Annotated in this window: 22 protein-coding genes; 14 read left to right on the top strand and 8 right to left on the bottom strand. The window is 55.3% G+C overall.

Annotated features, from left to right (window positions below; translation table 11 throughout):
• Positions 1-178: 178 nt before the first annotated feature.
• Complete coding sequence (locus tag FJ695_RS13735; RefSeq protein WP_168206366.1) at positions 179-970, top strand: ABC transporter substrate-binding protein; 792 nt, start codon at positions 179-181, stop codon at positions 968-970.
• A 103-nt stretch (positions 971-1,073) separates the two neighbouring features.
• Here FJ695_RS13735 and alaS read toward each other — a convergent pair whose 3' ends face one another.
• Together alaS and recA are read right to left on the bottom strand one after the other, a co-directional pair.
• Positions 1,074-3,731, bottom strand: a complete 2,658-nt coding sequence (gene alaS, locus FJ695_RS13730; protein WP_141185983.1) for an alanine--tRNA ligase — start codon at positions 3,729-3,731, stop codon at positions 1,074-1,076.
• A gap of 315 nt (positions 3,732-4,046) precedes the next feature.
• On the bottom strand, positions 4,047-5,114 hold the full coding sequence (gene recA / locus FJ695_RS13725) for a recombinase RecA (protein ID WP_141185982.1): 1,068 nt from the start codon (positions 5,112-5,114) through the stop codon (positions 4,047-4,049).
• Positions 5,115-5,421: 307 nt separating this feature from the next.
• On the opposite strand from recA, the gene FJ695_RS13720 reads away from it, so the two are divergent.
• The 7 genes from FJ695_RS13720 to FJ695_RS13690 all read left to right on the top strand — a co-directional run bounded on the left by FJ695_RS13720 (position 5,422) and on the right by FJ695_RS13690 (position 12,924).
• Positions 5,422-6,357: a PfkB family carbohydrate kinase gene (locus tag FJ695_RS13720; protein ID WP_209011038.1), complete on the top strand. Its 936-nt coding sequence runs from the start codon at positions 5,422-5,424 to the stop codon at positions 6,355-6,357.
• A gap of 117 nt (positions 6,358-6,474) precedes the next feature.
• A complete protein-coding gene (locus FJ695_RS13715) occupies positions 6,475-7,407 on the top strand; it encodes a pseudouridine-5'-phosphate glycosidase (RefSeq protein WP_305778403.1) in 933 nt (310 codons plus the stop codon).
• A gap of 240 nt (positions 7,408-7,647) precedes the next feature.
• Entirely contained in the window at positions 7,648-8,853 is a 1,206-nt protein-coding gene (locus tag FJ695_RS13710; RefSeq protein ID WP_141185979.1) for a cell surface protein, read from the top strand.
• Positions 8,854-8,919: 66 nt separating this feature from the next.
• Positions 8,920-9,846: a DUF6384 family protein gene (locus FJ695_RS13705; RefSeq protein ID WP_141185978.1), complete on the top strand. Its 927-nt coding sequence runs from the start codon at positions 8,920-8,922 to the stop codon at positions 9,844-9,846.
• 37 nt (positions 9,847-9,883) lie between these two features.
• A complete protein-coding gene (locus FJ695_RS13700) occupies positions 9,884-11,362 on the top strand; it encodes a hypothetical protein (protein WP_141185977.1) in 1,479 nt (492 codons plus the stop codon).
• Positions 11,363-11,527: 165 nt separating this feature from the next.
• The gene (locus FJ695_RS13695; protein ID WP_141185976.1) at positions 11,528-12,022 is read left to right on the top strand and encodes a hypothetical protein; all 495 of its coding nucleotides are present in this window, start codon (positions 11,528-11,530) and stop codon (positions 12,020-12,022) included.
• Positions 12,023-12,186: 164 nt separating this feature from the next.
• Positions 12,187-12,924: an SDR family oxidoreductase gene (locus FJ695_RS13690; RefSeq protein ID WP_141185975.1), complete on the top strand. Its 738-nt coding sequence runs from the start codon at positions 12,187-12,189 to the stop codon at positions 12,922-12,924.
• A 14-nt stretch (positions 12,925-12,938) separates the two neighbouring features.
• On the opposite strand, the gene FJ695_RS13685 is transcribed toward FJ695_RS13690, so the two are convergent.
• The gene (locus tag FJ695_RS13685) at positions 12,939-13,367 is read right to left on the bottom strand and encodes a VOC family protein (protein ID WP_141185974.1); all 429 of its coding nucleotides are present in this window, start codon (positions 13,365-13,367) and stop codon (positions 12,939-12,941) included.
• 117 nt (positions 13,368-13,484) lie between these two features.
• Between FJ695_RS13685 and FJ695_RS13680 the strand changes: the two genes are divergently transcribed.
• The 5 genes from FJ695_RS13680 to FJ695_RS13660 all read left to right on the top strand — a co-directional run bounded on the left by FJ695_RS13680 (position 13,485) and on the right by FJ695_RS13660 (position 17,238).
• Positions 13,485-14,081, top strand: a complete 597-nt coding sequence (locus tag FJ695_RS13680; RefSeq protein WP_141185973.1) for a TetR/AcrR family transcriptional regulator — start codon at positions 13,485-13,487, stop codon at positions 14,079-14,081.
• Positions 14,082-14,192: 111 nt separating this feature from the next.
• Positions 14,193-14,978: a TSUP family transporter gene (locus tag FJ695_RS13675; protein ID WP_141185972.1), complete on the top strand. Its 786-nt coding sequence runs from the start codon at positions 14,193-14,195 to the stop codon at positions 14,976-14,978.
• Positions 14,979-15,064: 86 nt separating this feature from the next.
• A complete protein-coding gene (locus FJ695_RS13670) occupies positions 15,065-15,676 on the top strand; it encodes a CDP-alcohol phosphatidyltransferase family protein (RefSeq protein ID WP_141185971.1) in 612 nt (203 codons plus the stop codon).
• A complete protein-coding gene (locus FJ695_RS13665; RefSeq protein WP_141185970.1) occupies positions 15,673-16,599 on the top strand; it encodes a phosphatidate cytidylyltransferase in 927 nt (308 codons plus the stop codon). The genes FJ695_RS13670 and FJ695_RS13665 overlap by 4 nt, the downstream gene beginning before the upstream one ends.
• Positions 16,600-16,608: 9 nt before the next feature.
• Positions 16,609-17,238 (top strand): lysophospholipid acyltransferase family protein, encoded by a 630-nt coding sequence (locus FJ695_RS13660; RefSeq protein ID WP_141185969.1) that lies wholly within the window; start codon positions 16,609-16,611, stop codon positions 17,236-17,238.
• 12 nt (positions 17,239-17,250) lie between these two features.
• Here FJ695_RS13660 and FJ695_RS13655 read toward each other — a convergent pair whose 3' ends face one another.
• The 4 genes from FJ695_RS13655 to FJ695_RS13640 form a co-directional block, all read right to left on the bottom strand.
• The gene (locus tag FJ695_RS13655) at positions 17,251-17,589 is read right to left on the bottom strand and encodes a cupin domain-containing protein (protein WP_141185968.1); all 339 of its coding nucleotides are present in this window, start codon (positions 17,587-17,589) and stop codon (positions 17,251-17,253) included.
• 137 nt (positions 17,590-17,726) lie between these two features.
• Positions 17,727-18,710 (bottom strand): DUF4105 domain-containing protein, encoded by a 984-nt coding sequence (locus tag FJ695_RS13650; protein ID WP_209011036.1) that lies wholly within the window; start codon positions 18,708-18,710, stop codon positions 17,727-17,729.
• Between the two features lie 122 nt (positions 18,711-18,832).
• Positions 18,833-19,114: a YiaA/YiaB family inner membrane protein gene (locus FJ695_RS13645; RefSeq protein ID WP_141185967.1), complete on the bottom strand. Its 282-nt coding sequence runs from the start codon at positions 19,112-19,114 to the stop codon at positions 18,833-18,835.
• Between the two features lie 78 nt (positions 19,115-19,192).
• Positions 19,193-19,891: a PspA/IM30 family protein gene (locus FJ695_RS13640; RefSeq protein ID WP_168206365.1), complete on the bottom strand. Its 699-nt coding sequence runs from the start codon at positions 19,889-19,891 to the stop codon at positions 19,193-19,195.
• Positions 19,892-19,997: 106 nt separating this feature from the next.
• Here FJ695_RS13640 and FJ695_RS13635 point away from each other — a divergent pair, with 106 nt between their 5' ends.
• Entirely contained in the window at positions 19,998-20,591 is a 594-nt protein-coding gene (locus tag FJ695_RS13635; protein WP_141185965.1) for a TetR/AcrR family transcriptional regulator, read from the top strand.
• 22 nt (positions 20,592-20,613) lie between these two features.
• On the opposite strand, the gene cckA is transcribed toward FJ695_RS13635, so the two are convergent.
• Positions 20,614-23,166 (bottom strand): cell cycle histidine kinase CckA, encoded by a 2,553-nt coding sequence (cckA, locus tag FJ695_RS13630; RefSeq protein ID WP_141185964.1) that lies wholly within the window; start codon positions 23,164-23,166, stop codon positions 20,614-20,616.
• Positions 23,167-23,274: the final 108 nt, after the last annotated feature.

Genomic DNA, 23,274 nt, shown 5'->3' with positions numbered 1-23,274 from the left:
AGGCAAAACCTTGACCATCGATACTCCAGTGGGAATTGGCAAAATTGCAGAATAGACCCGCTGCAATTCAGGTCGCATAATTTGCCCAACATAGTTTTCCAGCACCCCTATGGTATGTCCAAGACAAACCTGTGTGGCGCGGCACGATCATATCGTTCGAAGTTCCGAAGGCTACGAAATGCTTGATACTCCTAATTCCGGCACTCTGATGCGACTAGCCTTGTATCATTTTTTCGGGCTATGCCTTTTGCTCATCGGGGTAATTCAAAGCGCTGCAGCCGAATGCACCAAGGTCCGCTTATCAGGACCTCCAGTGTGGCCGCCTTATGTAAATGGCGAAGAAATCGGCAGTAAGCGAAGCGGCGTCGCGATCGAACTTGTCGACCGGGTGTTTTCCGAACTAGAAATCCCGCATGAAATTGATGACGCCAAACCTTGGGCAAGGGTCGTCTCCGACCTCGAAAACGGTGAAATCGATATCGTCTTTGCGTTACTGAGTTCCCCGTCCCGCCGCGAAAAATTTATATTCACCGAATCTTGGCTCGACGATTACTACGCGGTTGTGACCTACAAGGGGAAAGAGTTCCCGTACAATCGCATTGAAGATCTGAAAACCAGGCGTGGCGTTGTGTATCACGGCATCAATCTTCCGACCCCGTTACGCAAGGCACAAACGGAAGATTATGACCTGCTCGAACTTCCAGATATTCCGTCTCTTTACAAAATGCTGCGGCTTGGCCGGGCCGACTACATAATTACATCGCCGCTGACGTTCAAAAAGCTGATGCCGGAAGACTATGCCTGGAGTGATTTCAGCGTCTTGGAGCCCTCTGTTGTCCGGATCCCCCTATACATGGCAATGTCGAAAAAATCACCATGCACGGCGATCCTGGATCAACTCAACGAGAAACTGCTGATGCACGGCAAACAGTTGAAAACAGAAAGCTATTCCCAAATATTCTCGAACTGACGCTTCCTATCACAGCAAATTGGAACGAACCGGACACCACAACGCAAACAGGCGCCCCGAAGGACGCCTGACTGTGTCGATATATTCAAGTATCACATGCCGCTTAGAGGCCTGCCAAATGCGCCTCGATTGCCGTGATTGCACCTTCGGCCTTGGCACCATCCGGACCACCAGCCTGGGCCATATCCGGGCGGCCGCCACCGCCACGCCCGCCAAGAGCTTCTGAGCCAATCCGCACCAGATCGACCGCGCTGACCTTTTCTGTCAGATCCTTGGTCACGCCCGTAACGATCGCAGCCTTGCCATCATCGGCAACATTGATCAGCACCACGACACCCGACCCAAGTTGGGTCTTGGCCTCATCCGCCATGCCTTTCAAATCCTTCGGGTTGATGCCTTCAACCGTGCGGGCCATCAGCTTGAAACTGCCGGCGTCTTTCACCGGCGTGCCGCCGTCTGCACCGCCGCCCATGGCGAGTTTTTTGCGCGCGTCCGCCAGTTCTTTCTCCAGCTTGCGGCGCTCGTCAACAAGCTGAGTAACGCGGGCCGGGACATCGCCAGCACCAACTTTCAAGATACCTGCAACTTCGCGCATGCGCTTGTCCTGGGCATCCAGATAGGCGCGGGCTTCCGAGCCGGTCAACGCTTCAATCCGGCGCACACCGGCAGCAACCGCACCTTCAGAGACAACCGTCACCAGGCCAATGTCGCCGGTCCGGTTCACATGGGTTCCGCCGCAAAGCTCGAGCGAATACGGTTTTCCTTCCTTCTCGCCATGCAACGCTGTTCCCATGGAGACAACACGGACTTCCTCGCCGTATTTCTCGCCAAAGAGCGCCATGGCGCCAGCTTCAATCGCATCGTCAACCGCCATCAGGCGTGTTTCCACCTGCGCGTTTTGCAGGACGATCTCATTTGCGTAGGTTTCCACCACCGCCAGCTCATCATCACTCATCGGCTTGGGATGAGAAAAGTCGAAGCGCAACCGCTCAGGTGAGACAAGCGATCCCTTCTGGGCAACGTGGGTGCCCAAAACTTCGCGCAAGGCTTCATGCACGAGGTGGGTTGCCGTGTGATTGGACCGCACAGCGGACCGGCGGTCATGATCAACCTTCAGCTCAAGCGCCAGGCCTGGGGTGACAGACCCTTCTTCGACGGTCACGACATGAACAAAGAGACCATCGGCCTTCTTCTGAGTGTCCGTCACTTTGATTTTTACGCCCGGGGCAGTCATTTCGCCGGTATCGCCAACCTGACCACCGCTTTCGCCATAGAATGGGGTCTGGTTGAGTACCACAAACCCGCTGTCACCGGCTTTCAACTCGCTGGTTTCTGCCTCGTCGGCAGCAAGACCGGCCACAACACCTTCAGCGACCTCGGTCTCATAACCAAGGAAATCGGTCGCGCCATATTTTTCCTTCATGGCAAACCAGACAGCTTCGGTCGCCGCCCCGCCAGAGCCGGACCAAGCTGCCCGGGCTTCCGCCTTCTGGCGTTCCATGGCAGCCCCAAACCCGTCTGTATCGACCGAAATATCGCGGGCGCGCAGCGCGTCCTGGGTCAGGTCAAGCGGGAAACCATAGGTGTCATAGAGCTTGAAGGCGGTTTCGCCATCAAGCTGACCACCGGCGGTAAGATCTCCAGTCGCGCTGTCGAGCAGGCCAAGGCCGCGCTCCAGGGTCTTGCGGAACCGGGTTTCTTCCAGCTTCAGCGTTTCTGTGATCAAGGCTTCGGCGCGGGAGAGTTCCGGATAGGCCCGGCCCATTTCGCGAATGAGCGACGGCACCAGTTTGTGCATCAAGGGATCCCGCGCGCCAAGCAAATGGGCATGACGCATGCCACGGCGCATAATCCGGCGTAGAACGTAACCCCGGCCTTCATTGGACGGCAGCACACCATCGGCGATCAAGAAGCTGGACGAACGCAGGTGATCGGCGATCACCCGGTGGCTGGAAAGAGCCTTGTCTGCTGCATCGACACCCGTCTCATGCTCAGACGCGGCGATCAATGCGCGGAACAGATCGATGTCGTAGTTGTTGTGAACGCCCTGCAAAACTGTTGCAAGGCGCTCAATGCCCATGCCCGTATCGATGGACGGGCGCGGCAAATTAAGCCGCTCTTCGACCGTCTGCTCGTACTGCATGAAGACAAGGTTCCAGATCTCGACGAAACGGTCGCCATCTTCTTCCGGGGTTCCAGGAGGGCCGCCCCAAATGTGTTCGCCGTGGTCGTAAAAAATCTCAGAACACGGACCACACGGGCCCGTATCGCCCATGGACCAAAAGTTATCGGAGGTCGGAATACGGATGATCTTGTCGTCGGAAAGACCGGCGATCTTTTTCCAATAGGTGGCCGCGTCATCGTCTTCGGCGTAGACGGTAACCAGCAGGCGATCCTTGGGCAGACCGAATTCCTTGGTGATCAGGTTCCAGGCCAGTTCGATGGCACGATCCTTGAAATAGTCGCCAAAAGAAAAGTTGCCGAGCATTTCAAAGAACGTGTGGTGGCGAGCCGTATAACCAACATTGTCGAGATCGTTGTGCTTGCCGCCGGCGCGCACACATTTTTGCGAGGTAACCGCCTTGTTGTAAGGCCGGGTTTCAAGTCCGGTGAAAACGTTCTTGAACTGGTTCATACCGGCATTGGCAAACATCAAGGTCGGATCGTTGCGTGGAACCAGCGGGCCAGAATCGACCACTTCGTGATCGTTGGCCTTGAAATAGTCCAGAAAGGCGGAGCGGATTTCGTTTACGCCGGTCATTCACGTCTCGCTTAGATCCGGGCCCTCTCATCCAGGCCCTATAGAAACTATATCAATGGTGCATGGCTCAGCGTGCCCAGCGCACCGGAACAGCCTTTTAACTTTCGCCGCCATGTGTGTCCAGCGGTTGCTTTCCCTAGATTTTGTGGCACCGGATAAAGCGCAAACACTTTACGGAGCAATTGGCATGGCACAACAAAAAGCCCTCCCCGCAATTATCGGGAAGGGCTTTCCTTTATTGTTACGGTTTTGCCTGAATAAGATCAGCCGCCAGACAGTGTTTTTGTCTATTGGGAGACCGGAAGATCGGCCGGCTTAATCGTCGTCTTCAGTACCGCCAGCCGGATCGATGATCGCATCGGCAATGAGGCCCGCGTTCTGGCGGACAGCCAATTCGATCTCTTCGGCCACTTCCGGATTGTCCTTCAAGAACTGCTTTGCGTTCTCGCGGCCCTGTCCGAGCCGTTGGCTGTTATAGGAAAACCAGGCGCCAGATTTCTCGACAATGCCGCCTTTGACACCAAGATCGATGAGCTCGCCCATCTTCGAGACGCCTTCCCCGTAAATGATGTCGAATTCGACCTGACGGAACGGCGGTGCGAGTTTGTTTTTAACGACCTTAACGCGGGTCTGGTTGCCGACCACCTCATCCCGGTCTTTGATCGCCCCAATACGGCGAATGTCGAGACGGACAGAGGCATAAAATTTGAGAGCATTGCCGCCGGTGGTTGTTTCCGGTGAGCCGAACATCACTCCGATCTTCATGCGGATCTGGTTGATGAAGATCACCATGCAGTTCGACTTGGAAATCGAGGCTGTCAGCTTGCGCAAGGCCTGGCTCATCAGACGCGCCTGCATGCCCGGCAGGCTGTCCCCCATTTCGCCTTCCAGCTCGGCTTTTGGCGTCAGCGCAGCAACGGAGTCAATCACCAGAACATCGATCGCGCCGGACCGGACAAGCGTGTCGGCAATTTCAAGCGCCTGCTCCCCGGCATCGGGCTGGGAGATCAGAAGATTGTCGATATCGACACCGAGCTTGCGGGCGTAAATCGGGTCCAACGCATGTTCGGCGTCAACAAACGCACAGATGCCGCCGGTCTTCTGGGCTTCGGCCACCGTGTGCAACGCCAGTGTGGTTTTACCGGAGGACTCCGGTCCGTAGATTTCGACAATGCGGCCCTTCGGCAGGCCGCCAATTCCAAGTGCGATATCAAGTCCGAGAGATCCGGTTGAGACGGCTTGCACCTCCACGGCCTGACCCTGGCCCATCCGCATGATGGAGCCCTTACCAAAGGCCCGTTCGATCTGGCTGAGCGCTGCATCGAGCGCTTTTGTCTTGTCCATCTGGCTGCTTTCTACGAGACGAAGTGTACTTTGCGACATGGCTGAACGCTCCTTATTCCATGATGGACGCGCTGTTTCAATCCGGACCTTTGTACTCATTTTGTTCTCTTTTTTCAAGTCCTCAAAACCGATTGGTATTTAATTAGTTTTTATCATTTGTTTCCAATATGTTCCGCATAGAAGCGGCCGCAATTAACGCTAGGTCAGCTAATTCTGGAACATTTCAAGATCAGGCGTCAGAACAGAATCACTCCCGCTCTGGAGTTGCATGCCTGTTGGCAATCTGTTAGCCCGCCAATCTTCTTCTTCAACAGAACCTAGCCCAGCAACAAGGTTTAATGTCAGCGTGATCCTTCCCTCTCCCCGACCTGTATTGTGCATCGGTGCGATCCATTCCGATACGTTGGCACACGCTGCTGAAAACTACCGGCCGGAAACCTCCACTCCGGCCAGGTTGACTCATAAGCCTGGCGGCGTTGCCACCAATATAGCCCGGTCCTTGAACCGGCTTGCAACACCCACGGCTCTCTTAGGCGCGATTGGTCGAGATGATGCCGGAGACGCTCTCACCAAACGTTTGGCACAAGAAGGCCTCCAAGTTCTCACCTGCAAACGTCCGGGTTTTGTGACGGGTCAATATATTGCCTTTCACAATCCGGATGGATCGCTTGCTGCGGCCAGTGTTGACGACACGGTCTTGAGTACCGCTCCGGCTGATCTGTTTGATACGCTTTTGGAGACGCTAGATCCGGCGTTGATCAACGGCCTTTGGTTTGTGGATGCCAATCTGCCTGCTGGCCTTTTGGAAGCCGTGGTGTCCCGTGCCCCCAAAGACAGCCTGATGGCAAATGCGGTTTCAAATGCCAAGGCATCGCGTCTCAAACCGGTTTTATCAAAGTTGTCGTGCCTGATGCTCAACCGCGGAGAAGCCCTTGCTCTGACCGGAGCAGCGCCGGACACATCCAATGAGGACTTGATCATCCAGCTTCAAAAGCTTGGGGCTCAACGGATCGTGCTGACCAACGGCAAAGCAGATGTATTGGCCTTTGAGGGCGGACGGATCACATCGCACCCAACGCTTGCGACGAAAATCGTCGATGTCACCGGCGCAGGTGATGCTCTGACAGCCGGTATAATCGCCTCTCTCAGCCGCGGCATTGCTTTGGTTGACGCTGTTCCCTTCGGATTGAAGGCGGCGGCCCTAACATTGCAAAGCCCTGGCGCACTTTTCGAAAACATAAGCTGGACTGCCTTGACCCAATCCTCAGGTGCTGAAGCTTAAAGAACAGTATTTTGACCATATGGACAAATTCTTATCTTGGCGATGGTCCTTTACAGGCTTATAAAAAGCAAAATCCCTCCGGCTACGGCCGGCATGCCTCAAAAGAAAGGCTCTTCCGTGACATCTAACGCCCCTAAAGCCGCCCTAAAGGACTTGATTGTCTGCAACGATGAAGTTCGTGAGGCGCTTGCCGCCAACCGCCCGCTCGTTGCGCTTGAATCAACCATCATTACCCATGGCATGCCGTTTCCGAAAAACGTCGAAACGGCCCGCCAGGTCGAGGCCGACATCCGGGAAAACGGTGCGGTGCCTGCGACTATCGCGATCATGGATGGCAAAATTCATGTCGGGCTGTCAGATGCAGACCTCGACCGGCTCGCACAGGCTGAAGATGTCATGAAATGCTCCCGTGCGGATCTGACCTTTGCTTTGGCGACCGGCCGTTTCGGGGCCACTACGGTGGCAGCCACCATGATGGCCGCGCATGCTGCGGGCATAAAAGTTTTTGCAACCGGCGGCATTGGCGGCGTCCATAAGGGGGCTGAAGACAGTTTTGACGTGTCGGCAGACCTTGATGAGTTGGGGCGCACGCCGGTTTGTGTTGTTTCTGCCGGCGCCAAAGCACTGCTCGACATTCCCAAAACGCTCGAAGTTTTGGAAACAAAAGGCGTGCCGGTCATTGCCTATGCCACCGATGAATTGCCTGCATTCTGGTCCCGAAAGAGCGGTTTGCCGGCGCCTTACCGCTTGAACACACCGGCTGAATTTGGGGCGCTTTTGAAAATGCGCGAGAACTTTGCCGATCATGGTGGCGTTCTGGTCGCCAATCCGGTGCCGGAAGCAGATGAAATTCCACGCGGAGAAATGGCAGGCTATATCGACGCAGCCATCACAACAGCATCAGATCAGAATGTCACCGGCAAGGACGTCACGCCGTTTGTTCTCGGCAACATTTTGGAGCTCACGTCCGGCCGAAGCCTCGATACCAACATTGCCCTGGTACGTAACAATGCCCGTCTTGCTGCAAGAATTGCGGCAGAGCTGGTATAGAGCGCCGGGCGGATCCTTCTGCAATATCCTTGTTGTAATTTCAGCTTAAGGACAACATCTCTTAAGCAGTGCAAGTTTCTTCGGCGAAAACGCAAGCGGCCTAAGGCAGGAATTCCTGCCTAAGCCGTTGACAATGCGACGTAAGCCTGACCTTACTTGCGGCACTTAAGGATGTTTTGATACGGCAGCCGGCCACCAACAAGACCGGGAATGCCGAACGGTTTCAGGAGGTACTCTCAGATGACAGATGCGGCAGAACCAGCAGCCCCGGGAACAACGCCTGCTCCGGCCGGCAGCTTTTCACCGCTTCAATACCTGGACCGCGCATTATCCACCTTGCGGGATATCGGTATCACGCCTGAAACGGAAAAAGATGCTCCGATCAACGCGCTTCTGGAACAGATTTCTGACCTGTCGCCGGACAAGGTTCTGATTATCTCCCGCACGCTCGGCCAAGCCTCCAATTTCAATGAAGTTGTCCGCAACCAGGTCCAGCAAATGGACATTGGCGAACGGTATGAGGAAATCACCGACGCGTTCAATTCCATCCGAGATGACGCCAAAACCCTGGTCGATCAGCTGGCGGACGGCAAGATTTCTTTCACCGAGAACCTTTCCAACAAATGGCGTGACATGCGCCGCGGGACGATCTCCGACCGGTTCACTGATATTCGCGGCACCTACAAGGAAGTCGCCAGAGCCACAAAAGACCAGATCGAGCGGGAACAGACGATCCTGGAAGCCTATCGCGATTTTCGTGGGGCGTTGAAGCAGGCTGAAGTCACAGCGCTTGAGTTGCTGAACGTCGCCACCTCCAAACTGGATGCAGCTAAGGCTGCGCTGGAAGGTGCATCCGCGGAAGTGGAAAGTTATGCCGGTGACGACGCAGCGCAGAAGGCGCGGCTGGAGCTTGCCCGTGACGAACGCTTGCGGGAAATGCAGGACGAAGAAAAGCGCTATCAGATTGCCAAGGATCTCTCTGACAATCTGACGGTCGGTTACAACACCTCTGAAGTGATCATGGCCCGTTTGGTTCAGACAACCAATGCCAAGGAACGGGTTTACGCTCAATCGGTGAGTTTCTTCTCCACCAACGAGTCGGTGCTGACGGCGCTCAACGCGTCCTTCACAGGTCTGCAGGGCCTTCACGAATCCACCGAAACGCTGAATGCGATGAAGGATGGCATCAACAAGAGCCTGGAGACCCTCGCCGAGATTGGAGATGCTGTTCAAAAAGAAGCCCTAAAAGCCGGTTACGGCCCGACAGTGGCAGCAGCATCAGTGAAGAAACTGGTTGATTCCGTTGTGAACTTCCAGGTCCAGTCCCGTGAAATCATTTCCGAAATGCGGGATATGTCGACGAAAAACTCTGAAGAAATCCGCAACGCGGTTGAAGATGGCAAACGCCGCCTCGCCAAGTTGACGGCCGAGGGGCAAGGCCTCTAATTTCATCTCAGAAACATCTTGGAGCCGGGCCCACCCGGCTCCGCCAGTTTGGGAAGACCCGACCGTATGGCTGCACAGCCCGACACGCCGCTCGATGATCTGATGATGGCGATGGATGTGGTGGATACACTCCGCCATGAGGAAGGCCAAGTTGCCCGCGAACTCAAAGCCGACGAGCGCGATGCTGCTATGGTGGAGCGGCTGCGCAAGGTCTATGCCGCACAAGGCATCGAGGTTCCGGACCACATCTTGAAGGCCGGTGTCGAAGACCTGAAACGCGACCGCTTTGTCTATGCACCGCCAGCTGCCGGGTTCCAGCGTACGCTGGCGATGATCTATATCTCCCGATCGACCTGGTCCAAATGGCTCGCGGGCCTTGCAGCCGTTCTGGTGGTTGCCATAACGGCTTGGTACATGCTCGTCGCCTTGCCACAGCAGCGCGCGGAAACTGCTTTAGCCGCCCGTCTGGAAGCGTTGCCACAAACCTATGCGGATCTGGTGGACCGCATTGATACCTTGACGGAAAACACTGAGATTGAGGCGGAAGCCCAGCGCCTGGCAGATGATGGCAAGATCGCCCTGACGGATGGCAAGAACGAAGCTGCTTTCAAAGCCGAAAACGGATTGCGTGACCTAGCCGGAAAACTGGCGGAAGTGTTCGAAGTACAGATCATTTCCCGGGAAGGCGTTCCAACAGGGATCACCCGCATCCCCGATGCCAATCAGGATGCGGAAAACCATTACATTGTCGTTGAAGCCATTGATCCGGACGGGAATATTCTGGAGCGCGACATTGTTTCGGAAGAAAACGGCAAAACCGTTCGTGTCGACAAATGGGGCCAGCGCGTTTCGGACACCATCTATAATGCAGTGCGGCGCGACAAGGTCGACGACGGGATCGTCCAGAAAGGCATGTTGGGCCAAAAACTGCGTGGTGAATTGGATATCACCTGGCGCAGCGGCGTCCAGGAAGGAGCGATCACGGAATGGTAAGTCCGTTGAAACGTTGTTCTAGCTCAAGGGAAATCCAATGCTGACAGGCAGGCAAACCCTTGGCACCATCGAACAAGCCCTTGGCGACTTGCGCCGTGAAGAAGCGGAACTGAGCAAACGTATCGAACGTGCGACCCGTGGATTGACGGATCTACAAGAACGCCAGAGTGAAGCCTATCGCGATCTCGCCCGTTTTCATTTGGATACGGATGCGGCTGGCGCACTCAACACGCGTCTTGACAGCGCAGCCCGAGAGGCGCGCCGTCTTTTGGAAAAACGGACTGCTGATTACAAGGTTCTCTCAGACCAGTTGCGCCAGTGCGAAAGCGAGCGGAGTGAACTTAACAGCCGCCGCCAGAAGCTGGATACAGACCGGGACTCGGCCGAAAACCAGATGGATGATCTTCTGGAAGCCGTGGACAGCCGTCTTGAAACGGACACCGGATTTCAGCGTCAACGAGACAGTGTTGAGCGCGCGGAACAGACCGCGGCAGCCGCCGATGCCAAAGCGCAAACCTCTGAAAAAGACCGTGCGGAGAAAGGAAAAGCTTATGAAGCCGATCCTTTGTTCCTCTACCTTTGGAACCAAAATTTCGCGACACCGGCCTATGACAAGCGAGGCCTGACCCGCTCGCTTGACCGGTGGGTCGCAGGATTGATTGGCTTTACCGATGCAAGGGCCAATTATGCCATGTTGACCGGCATTCCGGAGCGCATGGCCAAGCATGCCGCCCGCTGTGCAGAATTGCTTCAGGAAGAACAGGTGAAACTCGCTGAGCTCAGCCGCACTGCTATGACAGAGGCCGCTGGGAGTGACCTGGTTGGCAGCATCGAGGCTCTAAGTGATGAGATCGACACGATCGACACCGAACTAGACAATTTGGACCGGCGAATTGAAACCTTGTCCAGCGCACTGGCAGAATTCGCCATTGGCGAAGACAATGATTTTCAGAAGGCCGAAGAACATTTGGCAACGTCTCTGAAGACAGACGCTCTCAACGATCTGTGGCGCGCCGCTCTAGAGACACCGTCTCCTGAGGACGAAAAAATCGTCCAGCGGATTGAGGACTTCCGGGAACGGATCGAACAAGTTAGCCGCGAAGTCCGCCAGGACCGGGAACTCCAGCGCGATATCGGTCGCCGCCGGGCCGAATTGGCGGATGTTGTCAAACGTTTCCGGTCCAAGGGTTACGGCAGCTGGGAAACAACATTTTCCGATGACCGGCTGACCACGGTTCTGCTTGGCGAATTGGTCAAAGGTGCAATTACCGGGGCGGAGTATTGGTCTCGGGCCGAGCGGAGCCACAAACGGCGGCGGCCCAAAGGACGCCGGGTGGCCTTTCCAAAAGGTAATGGCTTGCCCCGCTCCATGGGCGGTTTTGGCGGCATGAACAGCCCAGGCGGTTTTGGTGGTCCTGGCGGCATGCCGGGTGGCGGAGACAGTTTTGGCGGCGGTGACTTCAAGACCGGCGGCGGTTTCGGCGGTGGCGGTTTCAAAACCGGAGACACATTTTAGATCTGCGAAATCGCAGGGATTAAGCCTTCTGCCCTAGGGTTTCCGGTACAATTTGGCAACAGGCTCAGAAAACACGACACTCGTCACAGGCTGTTTTCTTGCGCTTGCAAGAGAGCTGATTTAGACCGGTCTGACTATCCCGGTTTATTGGAATCAGGCGATCAGATGCGGCATCTCATTTTAGCAAGTTTTTGTGCGCTCACCCTGGCAGCGTGCCAGTCCGGATCATCGAATCAGGCCTCTCTCGGCGATCAGCCGCAGCTGTCCGTGCCGGAAGGCGCGCAAAGCGTACGTGTTGCTGCCGATCCGATGACCGTCCGGTCTGCTCTGGTTGCCAGCGCCACAGAACGCGGAACGATTGTCATTCAGGATCAGCCGAACATGGTTGTCATGGAACGGCAGTTGACCGGCGAAAATCCGGCCTTGGACAAGCAATTTGGTCCGTCTGACAATGGCAATCGCGTCATCCGGATCCGCGTTCGCTTCACCGGGTCGCCGTGCGAAACGCTGGTGGTTCAGGATCTGGCTGTGATCAACAATGTTCGCACCGCTTTAGAGCAAAGCTTCGTTCTGCCGGGTAACCCGAACACATTGCAGAGCCTGCAAGGCTTGAAAAGCCGCGCCGAGCAAAACAGCTCCTGTCCACCGATTGTTTCCTAAATCCCCTTTAATGCGGGTTGGGCACACTCGTTGGCCAAGCCGCAAACATTAGATTCGCGCCCTAATAAAACAAGAAATTCTTGCTAAATAAGTTTGTATCCCCACCTTAAGGATGGATCTGCTGCTCGGTCGGCAGCGGCATTCAAAATAGGGGATGTGGACGGATGAACAGTCTTGCGGGCAAGAAAGTCGCAATTACCGGTGCAGGACGGTCAACGGGCCGTGCCTTGGCCGCTGCCTTGGCAGACAGGGGGGCCGAGCTTCATGTGTCGGCCAGAGATTTGTCTGCCGCTGAAAACACCTGCCGGTTCATTCAAGACATCACCGGACAGACCATAACACCTTACGGCTGCAATATTGCAGACCCTGAGAGCATCCGGGCTTTTGCTGCAGCGGTCGGTAAAAAATCCGCATCAATCGACATCCTGATCAACAATGCAGCGACTTGGTTATCCGGTTCATTTGAGGCGGCGCACGATGAAGATCTGCTTGCAACTGTCAATTCCACTGTCTCTGGAACAATTCTTGTCACCAAGCATTTTCTGCCGTTGCTGGAGAACTCTGACACTCCAGATATTCTGACGCTGATCTCCCAATCCGGATTGGCACTACAAGGCGATGCCGCACCGAATGCGGCGTATCATGCAGCAAAGAGCGCCCAAACCGCCTTTATGAACCGGCTTCGGCAAACTCAGCCCCGCATGCGGGTGATGTCCGTATTTCCACCCAACTTCGAAAGCGATCTGGAGTTCAAAGCCCCAGACTGGTTCAAAGAGGTTGCGCCAGGAAGAGGTGCAACAATGACTGCGCGACATGTGGTCGAGGCGATCCTGTTTGTCCTTCAACAGGACCGCATTTGTACGATTGACTCACTTGTTCTGGGTAATTCAGGTCCTCGCTAACCTCCGAAAGGAGGTCAAGCAGGCACTGCCTCCGGAGCAAATTGCTTCAAGAACTCCGGGCTCGGCGGGATCGGTTTGATCACATCGATCATCACTCCATTTGGGTCTTCGGTAATGAAATGCCTCTGACCAAAGGGCTCGTCTTTCAGGGCCAAAAGAATGGGCAGGCCAGCCTTCTCAGCTTCGCCATAGACTTTATCGACATCCTCAACTTCAAAGTTGAGCAGCATGGCACCCGTCCCCTGCCCGCGGCGGACTTCTGGAATGGTTTCATGATCCTGATCGAGAATGGCAAGATTCACTGTCTCGTCTTCGACCGACTGCAGATGCACATACCAATCGGCTTCAAAGACAGCCTTAAACTTAAAGTGCTGCTGATAGAACTGGGCAGACTTGGCGACGTCCTGGGTCATAAGGACGGGATAATATTGAGAACATTTCATCGCACTTCTCCTGCAGTCTCGTGATCGGTTGACGTTTTTTGACGTGGAGGCTTTTCAAGCCTCAAAAACAAACATACTATCTGTATGTAAATTTCAATTAACATACAGGCTGCATGTATGCAAGATGAAAAACCCCGCCGCTCTCAAGCCGAACGCCGGGCGGAAACCAAAAGCGCGCTTCTAAAGGCCGCCCGGGAACTCATTGTTGAAAAAGGATATGCGGAAACCGGCACGCCGGAGATCGTCAAACAAGCGAATGTGACTCGCGGGGCGCTTTATCATCATTTTGAAGACAAAACCGACCTGATGCGGGCCTTGGTGCACCAGGAAGCCGAAGCGGTCGCCGCAGACATCGATGCGGACACAAACACCAGTCAAACGCCGCTTGAGGCTTTTATGGCCGGCGCGCAAGCCTATTTTTCTGCCCTATCTGTACCGGGCCGAGCCAAGATCCTTCTCTTAGAAGGTCCAACAGTGCTTGGACTTCAAGAAATGACGGAAGTTGACCGGATTACCGGAGGCGCGACACTTCTGGAAGGTTTAAGGCACAGCGCCCGAAATGGCTTTGTGCAAAACATCCCCTTGGAACCATTGGCGGATCTGCTCTCGGCCGCCTTCGACCGGGCCGCCCTCGAAATCGCCAATGGCGCTGACCGCTCCAGCTACGAAACGGCAACCAAGGCGCTTTTGGCCGGCGTTTTAAAGACGGATTAAAGTGGCAATCGAACTCAAACCGGATTATGAGGTGCCCGTCCTCACATAATCTGCCAGGTTGCCGTCTCGGCACTGATGCTCTGGCAGTGTTTTCCGGCAAAAGAGTTTGGCTTGGCAGAATTTACTTCTGATATTTTGCTGCTGTTGTTCGCAGCTGCCTTTGTCGCCGGGTTCATTGATTCCATTGCAGGCGGTGGCGGACTGATTGCCATTCCTGCCTTGCTGATGGCTGGGCTACCGCCACTGGAAACTCTTGGAACTGCCAAACTGCAGGCGTTGTTCGGGTCCGGGTCCGCCACCCTTGCCTATTCACGCCGCGGTCTGGTCGACTATAAGATCATTCTGCCCATGGCAGGCATGTCTGCTGCGGGGGCCGTCTTCGGCGCACTGGTGGCAACCGTCTTGCCAACCGATGTTCTGCAAACGGCCCTTCCGGTCATCCTCATCCTGATTGCCATCTATTTCGCGCTGAAACCCAATGCCGGTGCGGTCGAAAGTGTCCCGAGACTGACCAGCTTTGCTTTCGGCGCAACGATCGTTCCAATCATTGGTTTTTACGACGGCATTTTTGGTCCTGGCACCGGATCTTTCTTCATGCTCGCCTTTGTCGCGCTCATGGGTGCAGGTCTTTTGAAAGCCACTGCCCACACCAAGGTTTTGAACTTTGCATCAAACCTGGCCGGTTTTCTGGTCTTCATGGTAAGTGGTGCCGTGTTCTGGAAAATCGGTCTTCTGATGGGGCTCGGCCAATTTCTCGGGGCACAAGCAGGTTCAAAGCTCGCCATGAAAAACGGAGCGACGGTCATTCGGCCGCTGCTTGTTTGCGCCTGCATTGCCATGGCCGTCAAACTGCTGCTCGATCCAACCCATCCTGTGCGCATCATGCTGGCGTTCTGATCGCCTCTTGACCGGGCACGACGGGGTACCGCTGCCGAAATCAGCCGTTATAGTACTGTCATCTTTTGTCACACGCGCAGATTTTCATGCCTACGATTTACCAGCTCAAATCCCGCTTTCAGGATCTTCTACGCCCGTTGTGCCAGAAACTGGCGACGGCTGGAGTGACGGCAAATCAAGTCACCATGTCAGCACTCGGACTGTCCCTTTTAGAGGGCGCCGCGCTCTGGCTCTTTCCCGGGGCGTTTCTGCCTCTGATCCTGCTGCCAGTTGTGCTGTTCATCCGGATGGGGCTCAATGCCATCGACGGCATGCTGGCCCGCGAACACGATCAGAAATCTGATCTCGGCGCGATCTTGAACGAGCTTGGTGACGTCATTTCCGATGCCGCCCTTTACCTGCCCTTTGCCGCCCTGCCGTTCATATCTGGCGAGCTGGTTGTCGGACTTGTCACGCTCGCCATCATCGGCGAGATGACCGGCGTCATCGGCGTACAGATTGGCGCCAGCCGACGCTATGACGGCCCCTTTGGCAAGAGTGACCGCGCTGTCCTCTTTGGCCTGTGCGGTGTCCTGGCGGCATTCGGTCTGACTTCTGAGGTTTTCTTCGCAATCTTGATGGGCCTTGGCCTCGTCCTGTCCGCCGTTACCATCTGGAACCGCGCCAAAAACGCCCTGGGCGAATTGGAGAATAAATGACCCTGCACGCCATCCATTGGGCCTTGATCGGCATCTGGGGCCTTCTCGCCGCGGCCAGCCTGATCGTCTACGTCCTCTCCAAACGTTCGGATAAGGATCTGACAGAACTGGTTCAGCGCACCCAGAGCTGGTGGGTGATGGTGGCTATCTTCACCCTTGCATTCCTGGTCTCAAATACAATCTCAATTGTTGTCTTTGGGCTCATCAGTTTCCTGGCGCTAAAAGAGTATTTTTCCATGATCCCGACCCGGCGGGCCGACCGGCGGGTGCTGTTCTGGGCCTATTTGTCGATCCCCGTTCAGTATTTCTGGGTCTATGACAGCTACTACGGCATGTTTGCCGTGTTCATCCCCGTTTACATGTTTTTGTTCCTGCCCTTCGCCAGCCTGCTCTCCCAGCAGACTGACGGCTTTTTGAAGTCTGTCGGCACGCTGAACTGGGGGCTAATGCTCTGCGTGTTTTCGATCTCCCACGCAGCCTTCCTTTTGATCCTGCCAGCAACCGAAGGCAGTTCGGCAGGCGGGGCCGGATTGCTGCTGTTCCTGGTGTTTCTGACCCAGTTCAACGATGTTGCCCAATACACCTGGGGCAAGATGTTCGGTCGCCGGAAAATCATTCCCGGCGTCAGCCCAAATAAAACCTGGGAAGGTTTTTTGGGCGGTGTCGGCACCACTTTTGTTCTGGCGATCGTCACCGCTCCGCTGGTCACCCCCTTCAGCATTTATCACGCCGCCGCCGCCGGTCTTTTGATCCCCGTGGCCGGATTTATCGGTGACGTTACTGTTTCGGCGCTGAAGCGGGATCTTGGCGTGAAAGACACCGGCAGCCTCATTCCGGGCCACGGCGGCATTCTCGACCGGATCGACAGTCTGACTTTTACAGCCCCGTTGTTCTTCCACTTTACCCGCTATTTTTATTATTAGGCCGGGTTCATGTTGCAGAAGGCTTTTTACATCTTCATCAAAATCGCGGTCTTGTTCCTGCTTGGGTTGAACGTCCGGCGCAAGGAACTGCTGCCCTCGGACGGCCCGGCGATCATCGTTGCCAATCACAACAGCCATCTCGACACCATGGTGTTGATGGCCCTGATGCCACTGTCTAAACTGAAAGACATCAAGCCGGTCGCCGCAGCCGACTATTTCTTTTCATCGCCCTGGAAAGCTTGGCTGTCGGAACATGTGCTCGGCATTATTCCCGTGGAGCGCAAAGGCGCCGACCGCACGGCCGATCCGCTGGAGGGCTGTTACCAGGCGCTCGACAACAATCAGGTGCTGATCCTGTTTCCCGAAGGCTCCCGCGGCACACCAGAGGAAATGACGGATCTTAAAAAAGGGATTTCCTACCTCGCCGAACGGGTGCCCACCGCCCCTGTTGTGCCAATCTTCACGCACGGCCTCGGCAAGGCTCTGCCTAAGGGTTCGTTTCTTCTGGTGCCGTTTTTCTGCGATATTTTCGTCGGAGAGCCAATCACTTGGGCGGGAGACCGGACCGAGTTCATGAACGGGCTGCAAGAGAGGTTTAACCAGCTCTCCTCGGAAAAAACCTTTGCGCCTTGGGAATAAAAACCGAACCAATCACTCTGGCTTGAACGGATACCTATCCGGCTCTTCAAACACATCGATCGCCTTTGTGCCGGCCTTGATGACCGCGCCATGCTCAACGCCGGCCGGAATGTCATAAATAGCGCCTGGCCCCATCTTGCGGGTTTCGCCGCCAATGGTGAACTCGATTTCTCCGTCCAGAACCGTGCCCCACTGCGCCAGATGCGAGTGCGGCGGCAGGATCATGTCTTTCAGAAACTCGAAAAAAACAACCATGCCTCGATCCGACCGGATCGCATGGGTCGTCACAACATCATCGGGAAATGGAATATCCAACGCCGGAAAGGATTTGATGAACTCAGGAAACTTCATAAAAACATCCTCCTAAGGGTTCGGATCATGAATAGCCCCGCCCCCAATGCCTTTAGTTATTGTTGAGTCTGCCGATTTTGGCACAGATTTCCAAAACACTCAGCCCCTATCATGCCCTGGATTGATGGAAATCGGTCTCACTTGCCGGTTCGGATGAACTCCGAAAAGGTCTGTCCGGCCATCAAAAGCTCGGATGTGTCGGGTAGCAAGGCCGATTGCCAGCGTTCCTCCATCGACTGAATGCCAACCAAGACCCCCAGGCGCTGCAGATAGTCCGGCACATGTCCGGACAGCACCAGCCGCCAATCCAATGGCATCTTCGGCCACAAATTGTTGGCCAATTGAAAGACAACGGTGGTGCAGTTGGCTGTCAGCGTATTGTAGAAGGCTGGCTTGGCAGCCAGATCCTGTGCGAGCGCCACGTAGGACAAAAACAAGTCCCGCTTCTGTTCCAATGTCAGGTTCACAGAGAACATGCTGACGGTTTCTTTGCGGACATCGGTTCGCAACTTGACAATGTCTTGCTCGGTTGCGGCAATGAGCACCAATTCAAACTGCCGGAAAAAACCACCAACTTCGTTAAACGCCTCACCGGCCTCCCGGCGGATTTCAACTGAAAACACGATGTTCTCGCGGTCTTCAAACCCGAAACTGACTAGAAGGTGAGCAAAGTCCGGGCTGTCCCAAACCGATGTGATGACATCAACGCTGGTCAGCTTGGAAACATCATAGGTTTCATCGGTCCAACGCCGCGCTGCAAGATCCGGAGTTTGCCAGCGGAAATCCCGGACATCCGTCAGCTCTACAAGGTCACCATCCACGTGAGCCTTTACCCCTCGCGAGACATCTGCCGCCCAGTTTAAGTTTTCCTGCGGTGTGATCGTCTGATACCAACCAGCAACAGCAAGACCACAGATGACAAGGGCAAGCCAAGCCGCGCGTTTTGAGCGTGCCCGCAGTGCAAGGATACCGATCGATAGAAGACCGGTAAGGGTAGCCCCGGCAGCCAAGATCTCTTCGGCGAGATGAAACCGGAAGGCGGTCACTGTCCAAATTCCGCCCGCAAACACAAGCCCGCCAAACGCGGCATGTTTGAGCATTTTGTATTTTTTGAACATCATGCATTCCCTCAATACTCACAGCGGTAGTCCGGCAAGGGGCAACTTCAAAAAGCTGCCCCCTTGATTGATGAAATCTCTATTTGCCTGATTTCGTAGGTGACCGCCGGTCAGAGATCAGCCGGTCAGGCAGGATCCTGAGCCGAAACTTCGGCCAGCAACCGTTCCGTCTTGGCATCTTCGATCTTGTTGTAGATGCGGTTGTTTTCTTCCTGGTCGCGGACGGCCTTTGTGATCGAAGCCGTTGAATAGACCAGCATCAAGGCGGCCATCGCGTAGTAGCCCTTGGCCGAGAAACTTGCTTCCAGTGACCAGATCCCGCCGGCCATCATCAAAGCAGCCACGCCGAAATTGAAATAGGTGAACAAGTTCCAGGCGTTGGATGCTTTAGTGGTGTAGGTGGACATTTGATTTCTCCGTGTTTGCCGGTGTCCGGCGAATGTTATGAAAGTGCGGGAATTCCCCGCCCGTCTTGCTCTATGAAATTAGGAAGCTGTGTCAGAAGCCCTTTCGGCTTTGGCCTGAAGGCGCTTCAAAACCTTGGTAGCGTCCGTGGTCACCGAGGCCCCGCATCCCGCTTCAGCCAGCCTTTCAACGACCTGCTCCGCAGAAGAACTTGCGGTCATTTCCACCATTGCGATCTCCACTTCTTCTGCGTGGGACTGGCGCTCCTGCAGCCGCTCCAGTGTCGCTTCGGCATCCCTCAGGCTCGCCAGGACACCGTTCGGGATCGATCCGCGAAGCTTGTGGGTGTGTTGAGCTGCATCGGCGATTTGTTTGCCGCGCTGAAGTGTCCGCAGCCGCTGTTCGGACAAAGCCACTTGATCACGAAGTTTCGCAATTTCGGCGGTGTAATGGGTGTGGGCTTTGGTGGTTGCAGCATGTTCCTTTTCCAGCTCCGCGATTGCCACAGCAGCATCGCTCGCCAGCGCGTCATGACCGAGCCGGATCGCCTCCAACGCCCTTGCTTCCATATCAGCCAACTGGACCGCTTGTTTCTCAGCCAGTTTCTTTTCGCGGGCTGCGTAGGCCATGACAACTGCAACAGACCGCTTTGCGGAACTCAAACCATCTGCCGCATCGCGCAGCTGCTGGCGTAGAATGGAAATCGTGTTGGTGTCAGCAAACGCTTCAGCGACGTCGAACGTTCTTCCTCGAATTAACGTACTCATCATCTTGAACATCTGTCTCTCCATTGATATGAACGTTGTTCACGAATTGGTTTTAGCAACTTCATGAACAACGTTCAACATAATTTTGAACAATGTTCAAGCATATGGTTAATTGGACATGACAACACGGGAAACGAAACGCGCTGAACTCCGGGATAGACTCATCACCGCAGCTGAGGCAGAGCTCGTTGAAAAAGGACTATCCGGCCTGAAAGCCCGCGACATCACCACCCGCGCCGGCTGTGCTCTCGGCGCGCTTTATAATGCAGTCGACGACCTGGACACGTTGGTTCTGGAACTCAATTCGCGGACGCTCGCGGATTTGGGCAAGGCCTTATCAGCCGCCATTCCTGATAACGCACAAACAGAAAAGGTTTTGCAGGCGCTCGCGGCGGCTTACATTGAGTTTGCGGTTGAGCATCAGCGGCGTTGGATGGCGCTTTTTGAACACCGCCTTCCAGAAGGGAAAGAAAAACCGGACAAATACCGGCTCGGCCAAACGGTGCTGATTGATGCACTTATTCCATCACTCAGCGAGTTATGGCCGGAACTCTCGGAAGAGGAGATGGCATTGCGGGCCCGTACGACTTTTGCTGCCGTTCATGGTGTTGTGCTTTTATCGCTGCAAAAGCAGTTTGTCGGCGTTCCCTTGGAAAACCTCAGGTCAGAGGTCTCCGCGCTCGTCAGGATTCTGATCAGAGGACCCGAATAGGCAGAGATTTAAACAACCTCTCCTATCCGTCTAAAACGTCCTTCACCGTTGTGGCCAGCTGCTTCAGCGTGAAGGGTTTTGGCAGGAAGAAGAACTTTTCTTCTGCCGGCAGGTTCTCCTCAAAGGCATCTTCGGCGTAGCCGGAGACGAAAATGATTTTAAGGTCCGGCCGTGTCTTGCGCAGTTCCACCAGGAGCGACGGACCGTCCATTTCCGGCATGACGACATCGGAAACCACCAGATCGACATCGCCGTCAACCTCTTCCATAACCTCAAGCGCCTCAGCGCCGGTTCCCGCTTCGTGAACGGTATAGCCGCGCGAAGCCAGCGCCCTGGCGGCAAAGGCCCGCACCGCTTCTTCGTCTTCCACCAGAAGAATGGAGGCCGTTCCGGTCAGATCGGCAACCTTCTCCTTCTCCGGCTCTTTTGGATCCGGCTTCGGCTCTTCAACAACGGCTGGAATGTAGCGCGGCAGGAATAGGCGGAACGTTGTTCCACCACCGACTTCAGAGGTGCAGAAAATGAATCCACCGGTCTGTTTAACGATGCCATAAACGGTCGACAGGCCCAGCCCTGTTCCCTTGCCGACTTCCTTGGTGGAGAAGAACGGATCAAAGATCTTCTCCATAACATCGGGCGGAATGCCGTGGCCGGTGTCCTCAACCTCAACCAGCATATATTCGCCTGGCGGCATACCGCGGGTGTTCTCGAACTGCGTGGATTCTGTTTCCGAAACATTGCGGGTCGAAATCGTCAAATTGCCGCCATCCGGCATCGCATCGCCGGCGTTCACCGCCAGATTGACAATCACTTGCTCCAGCTGATTGAGGTCGGCCATCACCGGCCACAAATCGCGGCCGTGTATGACCTTCAGGTCAACTTTCTCGCCCAGCAGGCGGTCGAGCAGGATTGAGAGGTCGGCCAGAACATCATTCAACTCAAGTTGCTGAGGCCGCAAAGTCTGGCGGCGCGAGAACGCCAAAAGCTGACGCACCAGGCCAGCGGCCCGGTTGGCATTCTGCTTGATGTTCATAATGTCCTGGAAGGACGGATCGGTCGGCCGGTGGCTTGCCAGGAGCAGATCGGAAAAGCCGATGATTGCCGTCAGGACGTTGTTAAAATCATGCGCCACACCGCCGGCAAGCTGACCGATGGCCTGCATCTTCTGGCTCTGGGCAAATTGGGCTTCCAGCGCGCGTTGCTGCGTGGTTTCCAACGCGTAGACGATCGCAGCTTCACCGTCGCCCTCGCCTTCTTGAACAGCGGAAACGTAGAACGTCGCGGAGCGCGGATCGTTGCCCTCCACAAGCGGAATATCGACAGGCGCAATTTCACTGATGCCGTTCGCTGCCGCACTCAACGCTTTTCGAAGGTCTTCGCGGCCATTGTCTGCGACATAGGCTTTCAGTTCGGGTGCTTGATCGTCGTTATCAACGGCGCCAAACAATTTCAGGAACGGTGCATTGGTGCGCAATACCCGGCCTTCTTTGTCGAGGGAGGCAATCGCCATTGGCGTATTGTTGAAAAAGCGCGCAAAGCGGACTTCGGCTGCCCGCAACGCCTCAGAAGCTTCCTCGCCTCTCGACCTGTTGAGCACAAGAGTACGGCTGTCCCCTTGGATCCCATTTTCACCAAAGGGCACACGGTGCAAAAGACGTACTGGCAAACCAAGGCCATTGCGCGTCACAAAATCAAGATCGAAAGTCTCGCTTTTAACCTCTCCGGCCTGACCTTTGACAGACCGGATCAACTCCGTTCCATCGCCTCGCACAATATCCGACAGATCCAGATCACCAGCATCAAACTGCGCCAGATCATAACCGAGCCAGTCGGCCAGGGTCGCATTTAGGTAAACGATCCGCCCTTGAGAATCGGACGAAAAGAACCCAGCGGGCGCATGATCCAGAAAATTTATGACGCGCTGGAGTTCCTGGAATGAGTTTTCCTGCTCCGCGCGGTCGCGGGTAATGTCGGCCAGCTGCCAGACGGCCATGACCTTGCCCGATGATCCGTCGCCGGACACCTGCAACGGCCGGACAGAAACCCTATACCAGCGCGCCGCGCCGTCCGCGCGGCCAAGCGGGAACGGCATGCGGATTTCTTCTTGCGCCTTGCGGCCATCGCGCGTCGCTTGTGACAGGCGGAAAATGGCATCTGTTGCGTCTGGATCGGAAGAAAACACCCGTTCAACCACACGAACATCAGCAGCCGTATCGGCGCCTGTGAGATCCGCATAGGCTTTATTGGCATAAACCAGCCGGCCGTCTATGTCAGTTATGAGTGCGCCATCTTCCAGCGTGTCGACGAAGGCGGATGCAAGTGGGTTGGCTTCGCCCGGCCTTGCGGACAAACGCAGAAACCCAATGGCACCGGCAAACAGGCAGAAAACCCCGACGACCGCCAGGATCCCAAGTAGTGCCAGAATGAAGGGTTGCGCAACAGCGCGGTCCATTACCGCAAAGGCAGCCGCAGCACCTGCAAGCACTAACGCCAACCCAATTAACAACCCTATGTTTCCGGATCGCTCCGGCCGATTGATCATCGGCCCGCCTGGCGCTCCGTCAAGGTCACTCATACATTCCGTCTCCTCGGCCCGATTCGATTAATTGGGGCCGGACTTCAGCATTCTGTTGTTGGCCTATAATTTCAACTGATCTGAGGCTCAGTCCTGTTGAAATTCGCC

The sequence above is a fragment of the Labrenzia sp. PHM005 genome, assembly GCF_006517275.1.
GTDB lineage: Bacteria > Pseudomonadota > Alphaproteobacteria > Rhizobiales > Stappiaceae > Roseibium.
This window is presented reverse-complemented; position numbering and strand designations above follow the sequence as displayed.

Coding starts and splice junctions, on each gene's coding strand:
- FJ695_RS13735 (WP_168206366.1), top strand. CDS start 179: ATGCTTGATACTCCTAATTCCGGCACTCTGATGCGACTAGCCTTGTAT.
- alaS (WP_141185983.1), bottom strand. CDS start 3,731: ATGACCGGCGTAAACGAAATCCGCTCCGCCTTTCTGGACTATTTCAAG.
- recA (WP_141185982.1), bottom strand. CDS start 5,114: ATGTCGCAAAGTACACTTCGTCTCGTAGAAAGCAGCCAGATGGACAAG.
- FJ695_RS13710 (WP_141185979.1), top strand. CDS start 7,648: ATGACAGATGCGGCAGAACCAGCAGCCCCGGGAACAACGCCTGCTCCG.
- FJ695_RS13705 (WP_141185978.1), top strand. CDS start 8,920: ATGGCTGCACAGCCCGACACGCCGCTCGATGATCTGATGATGGCGATG.
- FJ695_RS13700 (WP_141185977.1), top strand. CDS start 9,884: ATGCTGACAGGCAGGCAAACCCTTGGCACCATCGAACAAGCCCTTGGC.
- FJ695_RS13695 (WP_141185976.1), top strand. CDS start 11,528: ATGCGGCATCTCATTTTAGCAAGTTTTTGTGCGCTCACCCTGGCAGCG.
- FJ695_RS13690 (WP_141185975.1), top strand. CDS start 12,187: ATGAACAGTCTTGCGGGCAAGAAAGTCGCAATTACCGGTGCAGGACGG.
- FJ695_RS13685 (WP_141185974.1), bottom strand. CDS start 13,367: ATGAAATGTTCTCAATATTATCCCGTCCTTATGACCCAGGACGTCGCC.
- FJ695_RS13680 (WP_141185973.1), top strand. CDS start 13,485: ATGCAAGATGAAAAACCCCGCCGCTCTCAAGCCGAACGCCGGGCGGAA.
- FJ695_RS13670 (WP_141185971.1), top strand. CDS start 15,065: ATGCCTACGATTTACCAGCTCAAATCCCGCTTTCAGGATCTTCTACGC.
- FJ695_RS13665 (WP_141185970.1), top strand. CDS start 15,673: ATGACCCTGCACGCCATCCATTGGGCCTTGATCGGCATCTGGGGCCTT.
- FJ695_RS13660 (WP_141185969.1), top strand. CDS start 16,609: ATGTTGCAGAAGGCTTTTTACATCTTCATCAAAATCGCGGTCTTGTTC.
- FJ695_RS13655 (WP_141185968.1), bottom strand. CDS start 17,589: ATGAAGTTTCCTGAGTTCATCAAATCCTTTCCGGCGTTGGATATTCCA.
- FJ695_RS13650 (WP_209011036.1), bottom strand. CDS start 18,710: ATGATGTTCAAAAAATACAAAATGCTCAAACATGCCGCGTTTGGCGGG.
- FJ695_RS13645 (WP_141185967.1), bottom strand. CDS start 19,114: ATGTCCACCTACACCACTAAAGCATCCAACGCCTGGAACTTGTTCACC.
- FJ695_RS13640 (WP_168206365.1), bottom strand. CDS start 19,891: ATGTTCAAGATGATGAGTACGTTAATTCGAGGAAGAACGTTCGACGTC.
- FJ695_RS13635 (WP_141185965.1), top strand. CDS start 19,998: ATGACAACACGGGAAACGAAACGCGCTGAACTCCGGGATAGACTCATC.
- cckA (WP_141185964.1), bottom strand. CDS start 23,166: ATGAGTGACCTTGACGGAGCGCCAGGCGGGCCGATGATCAATCGGCCG.